The organism is Clostridium sp. (assembly GCF_032552055.1).
Classification (GTDB): Bacteria; Bacillota; Clostridia; order Clostridiales; family Clostridiaceae; genus Clostridium.
This window is the reverse complement of record NZ_JAWGSV010000175.1, coordinates 1-6,565: the sequence shown is the minus strand read 5'-3', so window position 1 is coordinate 6,565 and position 6,565 is coordinate 1. Positions and strand designations below refer to the sequence as shown.

At 29.4% G+C, this 6,565-nt stretch carries 4 protein-coding genes and 1 riboswitch; of the genes, 1 reads left to right on the top strand and 3 read right to left on the bottom strand.

All coding sequences use genetic code 11. The features are described 5' to 3' along the window. Positions 1 to 378: 378 nt before the first annotated feature. The gene (locus E6248_RS11430; RefSeq protein WP_316340930.1) at positions 379 to 1,002 is read right to left on the bottom strand and encodes an HAD-IA family hydrolase; all 624 of its coding nucleotides are present in this window, start codon (positions 1,000 to 1,002) and stop codon (positions 379 to 381) included. A gap of 198 nt (positions 1,003 to 1,200) precedes the next feature. Further along, complete coding sequence (gene mgtA, locus E6248_RS11425) at positions 1,201 to 3,891, bottom strand: magnesium-translocating P-type ATPase (RefSeq protein WP_316340929.1); 2,691 nt, start codon at positions 3,889 to 3,891, stop codon at positions 1,201 to 1,203. 313 nt (positions 3,892 to 4,204) lie between these two features. After that, positions 4,205 to 4,363: riboswitch (M-box (ykoK) riboswitch) on the bottom strand. A 133-nt stretch (positions 4,364 to 4,496) separates the two neighbouring features. Here mgtA and E6248_RS11420 point away from each other — a divergent pair. After that, complete coding sequence (locus E6248_RS11420; protein ID WP_316340928.1) at positions 4,497 to 5,444, top strand: alpha/beta hydrolase; 948 nt, start codon at positions 4,497 to 4,499, stop codon at positions 5,442 to 5,444. 357 nt (positions 5,445 to 5,801) lie between these two features. Here E6248_RS11420 and E6248_RS11415 read toward each other — a convergent pair whose 3' ends face one another. Continuing rightward, entirely contained in the window at positions 5,802 to 6,359 is a 558-nt protein-coding gene (locus E6248_RS11415; protein WP_316340927.1) for a carbonic anhydrase, read from the bottom strand. Between the last annotated feature and the right edge of the window lie 206 nt (positions 6,360 to 6,565).

Sequence of the window (6,565 nt, the reverse complement as noted above, 5' to 3'; positions counted from 1 at the left end):
CCTACTTATTTCTCTTTCTTTGATTTTACTCTTAGCTAATTCCACTAAAGAAAAGTATATTTCCTCATTACTAGCAACCTCTATTGACTTATCATATTTTAATTTTAGTATTTCTAGTAGATTCTTTTCTATCATCATCATCCACCCTTAAAATATTAATATACTATAATAATATTACTAATCAATACTTAACGTTCCCCTATAAAAAACCTCTTTGCCACAAAATATTTCTAAAATAAAATTTATCTTATAATATATAAAAATCTTTCTAACTAAAAAACAAGAAAAAAAGCTATAACTAATTTGTCATAGCTTCAATCTTTTATTTGAATATTCTGGTAACGCTAGTTATTTCTATAACGCCCTCTATTAAATAAACTATACTATTTTTAATAAATCCTTAGACTCTTTTAAAGAGTAATCTGCATAAATACCTTCTGTAGAATCAGCTCCCCATAATGCTAGTCCAAAATCCATTCCTGCAGCCTTACTTGCTTTATAATCAAATATTGTATCTCCAACATATAGACAATCACTTGGAGAAATATTTAATATTTCAGCTGCTTTTAATAATGGCTCTGGATGTGGCTTATGTAATTCTGTATCATCAGCTAACACTTCACATTTTACATACTTATCAAGGCCTTTTTGAATAAAGTCGATTTCATATTGATCTCTAGTTTTTGCGCTTACTACTCCACAAATTATATTTCTTTTATTTAGCTCTTTAAAAACTTCTTCAAAACCTTCAAATAAAGTAGCTCCTTCTTCAAAATCATTAACATATTTAACCCATTTTGCATAAGAAGTATTTTTATCTTCAAAACCCAATTCTTCCATTACTTTCATTCCTGGATATGGTTTAAATTTTAATACTTCATTATAACTCATTTCAATTCCTAATTCTTCTTTAATTAATCTTTGAAGTGGTATCATATTCATTCTTTCAGTATTAAGCACTGTTCCATCTAAATCAAAAAGCATACATTTATACTTACTCATATTCATCTCCAATTTCATCTATATTATTCATAATAATAAATATAATATCATATATTAGGTTTTATTGTAACTAATGAAAATTCATTTAATTAATCCTTAGTAAACTCATAGGTATATAAATTTCTAAATAAAAATTACCTTACAGTTATTTCATAATCAAGATAACTGTAAGGTAATAAATCACCATATATTATATTGCTATAGTAATTCGCCATATCTATTAATGAATTTTTTCTTTAGCACTGTTACTAAAGCCATATATAAAATAATTATTATAATTAAACATACAAAGTATATTGCAGGCATAGCCACCATTTCTAATGCATTTCCAAAAGTTGTATATGGAATAACTGTTCCGATAAATATACCTAGACTTGTTAATAAAGTTAATTGCCATGATGCTCTACTTTTAACAAATGGTATTTCAGGTGTTCTAATCATGTGAATTACTAAAGTTTGAGACCATAATGATTCAACAAACCATCCTGCATGGAAAAGTCCAATAAATCCTATTTGGTTTACTTCATTTAAAGTGTTGAATTGTCCTCCAAATACTAAAGGACAAATAAAGAAGTACATTAGTATAAAGGTTACAATATCAAATATTGAACTTGTAGGTCCCATCCAAAACATAAATTTATTAATTGAACTAGCATCCCATCTGCGAGGTTCTTTTAAATATTCCTCATCAACATTGTCCCATGGAATAGTAATACAAGAAATATCATAAATTAAATTAAGCATTAAAAGTTGAATTGGTAGCATTGGTATAAATGGTAAGAAAATACTTGCAATTAATACAGAAAATATATTTCCAAAGTTAGAACTTGCTGTCATTTTAATATATTTAATTATATTAGCATAAATCTTTCTTCCTTCAATTATACCATCCTCTAAAACCATTAAGTCTTTTTCTAATAAGATTATATTTGCACTTTCCTTTGCAATATCTACTGCAGTATCTACTGAAATTCCAACATCAGCTTCACTCATTGCAGATGCATCATTTATTCCATCTCCCATAAACCCAACAGTATGTCCATTAGCTCTTAGTGCTGCTACTACTCTTGTCTTTTGCCTTGGTGAAAGCTTTGCAAATACATTAGTTTCTTCAACTGCTTCCCTTAATAGTTCATCATCCAGCTCCTCTACATCTGATCCTAATAATAAATTATTAACCTTCATTCCAACTTGTCTACAAACTTCAGCTGTAACCTTATCATTATCACCAGTAAGAATTTTTACATTAACACCATATTCATTTAATGTTCTAATTGCCTCTTTAGTACTTTCCTTTGGTGGATCTAAAAAAGCTAAGAATCCCATTAATACCATATCACTTTCATCTTTTACTGAAAGCTCATTAACTCTTGATGGATTATTTTTTTGAGCAATACCTAGAATTCTCATTCCTTGGCTATTATACTCTGAAACTCTATTTAATATTTCTTTCCTGATCTTATCTGTAATAAATTGTATTTCACCATTATATTCTACATGAGAAGATACTTCTAGCATTTCTTCAATAGCACCTTTAGTTATAAGTTGAGTTTTCTTATCCTTACTTTCAACTACCACACTCATACGGCGACGACTAAAATCAAATGGTATTTCATCAACCTTCTTATAATCTCTCCATAACTCTATCATATCACTGTCATTTGCATGATCAATAATCGCTATATCCATTAGATTTTTAAGGCCAGTTTGATGATAACTATTTAAAAATGCATGTCTTAGTACTCTACTATCTTCTATGCCGTTGATATTTAATGAGTATTCCAAAACCACTTTATCTTGAGTAATAGTTCCAGTTTTATCTGTACAAAGAACATCCATAGCTCCAAAATTTTGTATAGCACTTAAGTCCTTAACAATAACCTTTTTCTTAGACATAGAAACTGCACCTTTTGCAAGGTTTGCAGAAACTATCATTGGTAGCATTTCAGGAGTTAATCCTACTGCAACTGATACAGCAAATAAAAATGCTTCCATCCAATCTCCATTAGTAAAGCCATTAATAAATAATACTACTGGAACCATAACTAACATTAGTCTAATTAACACCCATGAAACTGAGTTTATACCCTTTTCAAAACTTGTTACTACTTTTTTATCATTTAAATCTTTAACTATTCCGCCAAAAATTGTATCATCTCCAACATTAATAACAATAGCTATTGCTGATCCACTAATTACATTACTCCCCATAAATGCTAGATTGTCTAGTTCTAATGGATTTTTGCAATCCCTTATTAATGAATCTGAAACCTTTTCTACTGGCTCACTTTCACCAGTAAGTGAAGACTCACTAACAAATAAATCCTTTGCCTTTAGAATCCTAATATCAGCAGGTATCATATCACCTGCTGCTAAGTGAATTATATCTCCAACTACAACTTCATGTATTGGTATTTCTATAGTTCCTTTATCAGTCCTTGAAACACTAATTGTAGTTTCAACCATTTCTCCTAGCTTTTCTGCTGCTTTATTAGATTTTGCTTCTTGTACAAAACGTAATATTCCACTAACTAGAACCATAGTTGTTACAATAATAACTGAAGTTAAGCTTTCTTCACCTGGACTTGCCATTACTACATCAGTTACAAATGATATAGCTACTAATATTAATAATATTATAGTAAAGGGATTTATAAATGATTTTATTAGCTTCATAAAAAGAGATTCACCTTTTTTATGAGTAATTTCATTTTTCCCATGATTTTCCCTCATTAATTCAACTTTACTTTCTTCATATCCTTGATAATTTGTATTATATCTCTTTAAAATATCTTTTTCTTTTAACTTTGATGCTAATATCAAATTATCAGCTGATCCATTCTTTCTTACTTCCTTTGCCATTAAGCTTTTAAATAATTTCTTTTTCATAAATCTTACCTCCTAATATTAAATAAAAATTAGACGTAAGACTAAGATCCAAAAGAAGCATTATAATATTTAATTTTAGTCTGTGAGAGGAATAGAATCCCTCCTTATAAATAATTTTATACTTTCTCCTAAAGGATCTATAATCTTACTACTCCCGTCTTCCATTCCTCTTCACCTCCCGAAATCAAATTTTAAAATGGATTATTGAGAATAAAAAAACCTTACCACAAATAATGGTAAGGTGAGTTAACTTAAATATAGTATAAAAAATTATATACAAATAAAAGTTATCGCAAAACATAAAGTAAACTACTTACTTTATCATCGTTCAAGCTTCAGCATCACAAGGCGATGAAATTGCATTAGTCTATGCCTTGGTTTCGACATAGACTGCTAACCTTCTCATAGTGTCTCCACTATTTTGCGGCAGCAACCCTTATCCTTGTGGTAACCTCACCTACCGAGGTATTTAATTGTAACTTCACTTATATACTATGCCATATTCTGAAAAATGTCAAACTTTTAGAAAATTTATATAGATTGTTATAGATTTTTAATAATGTTAAAATAATCATATCAACTTAAGTTAATGGGGGTACTACAATATGAATAAAAAGAAAGTAGCTCTTATTTCTACAGGAGCTTTAGGAGTTTTATCTGTAGGAGCATTATCACTAATAGGAAATTATTTTTATAATCTTGCTATTAATCCAAAGACTTCAAAAGAAGCTATCTTTGGCTCAAAAAAAGAGTCTAAAGAAACTAGTGGAGAGACAGTTAATGAAGCCTTATCTTGGTTATTATGCTCCTCTAATTACTCAGATGTATATGTTAATTCTTCTGATGGTTTAAAGCTTCATGGATATAAGATATTAAATAATACTACAACAAATAAATGGGTAATTACTGTTCATGGATATACTAGCAAAGGTTTAGAAATGAATAACTATGCTAAAGAGTTTTATAATATGGGCTATAATGTCCTAATTCCTGATTTAAGGGGACATGGAGAAAGTGAAGGCAATTATATAGGAATGGGATGGGATGATAGGTTAGATATATTAGAATGGATTAACTTCATTTTAAATATAGATGAAACTTCTACTATAATTCTTCACGGGGTATCTATGGGTGCTGCTACAGTTTGTATGACTTCTGGAGAAGAGCTTCCAGATAACCTTAAGGCAATAATTGCAGATTGTGGTTATACCACTGTTTGGGATCAATTTTCCCATCAATTAAAATCTCTTTATTCCCTGCCAAACTTTCCAGTTATGAATGCTTCATCAGTAATTACTAGATTTAAGGCAGGATACTCATTAAAAGAAGCTTCTGCTTTAACACAAGTTGCAAAATCTAAAACACCAGTTTTATATATACATGGTGATAAAGATGACTTTGTTCCATATAAAATGATGGATGAATTGTATAATGCCACAGCTTCTGAAAAAGAAAAGTTAACTGTAGAAAATGCAGCTCATGCAAAATCAGCAACTACAAATCCAGAATTATATTGGTCCACAATAAAACAATTCTTAGCAAAGCATGAGTAATTTTAAAAATGCGAATATAACCGCAAATATAAATATAATATGCTCCATAAGACAAATGGCTGCAAAAAGAAGTTCTAGGCTCGTAAAAACTGCTAAACCAAGAGTTTTGGTAAAACTCGCATCCGCTCAGACAAACCAACAACTCTAAGGTCTAGCAACTTTTACTTCACCAAGAACTTCTAATTTCTCGCCATATGCTTATTTCACATATTATATTTATATTTGCTAGTAATTCGTCACTTAAAATATTTCAGAATGTAGTGTAAAATTTTACTTGAATTCACATTGCTTGAATTTCTTCCTTTAGTAGGTTAACATCTACAAGATTAAAAACTCCTGTACAATTTATAACTTATCTTAGTAGCCATTTACTATTAGGTCTAGTTTTCCTGTTGCTGGGTCTATAGCTAGTCCGTGAACAATTATATCTTTAGGAACTAGTGGATGTTTTTTTATTATATCAACGCTATCTTTTATAGATTCTTCTACTGAATCAAATCCATGAAGCCAAGTCCTGATATCTACTCCGCCATTTTCTAATATATCTATTGTTTCTTTAGGTACACCTCTATCAATTATCTTTCCAATTAAATCTTCTGTGTTTAAGTTACACATACCACAATTATGGTGTCCAACAACAAATATTTCATCTACATTAAATTCGTAGATTGCAACAATCATACTTCTAATTATACTTCCAAAAGGATGCATAATAGCTGCCCCTGCATTTTTTACTATCTTAGCATCACCATTTTTTAAGTTTAATGCTTTTGGTAATAAATCTGTAAGTCTAGTATCCATACAAGATAACACAAGTACCTTCTTATTTGGAACCTTTGATGTCGCATATATCTCGTATTCTTTATTTTCAACAAAAGCTTTGTTGAATTCTAAAATTTGTTCTAATTTATTCATAATGCCCCCTGTATTTTTTGACTCTGTCACAAGGTATGATAATCAGAAATGTATCTTAGCTGATGTAATTTTTTAATTTCTATATAAGTTGTCAATATAACTTCATCTCTTAAATATTTTTAAAGTGAAATTAAACTTAATAGACGTAGGTCTTTTTATAACTTATATACATTCTAAATTTCACATTATGTGACGTTACCATATTT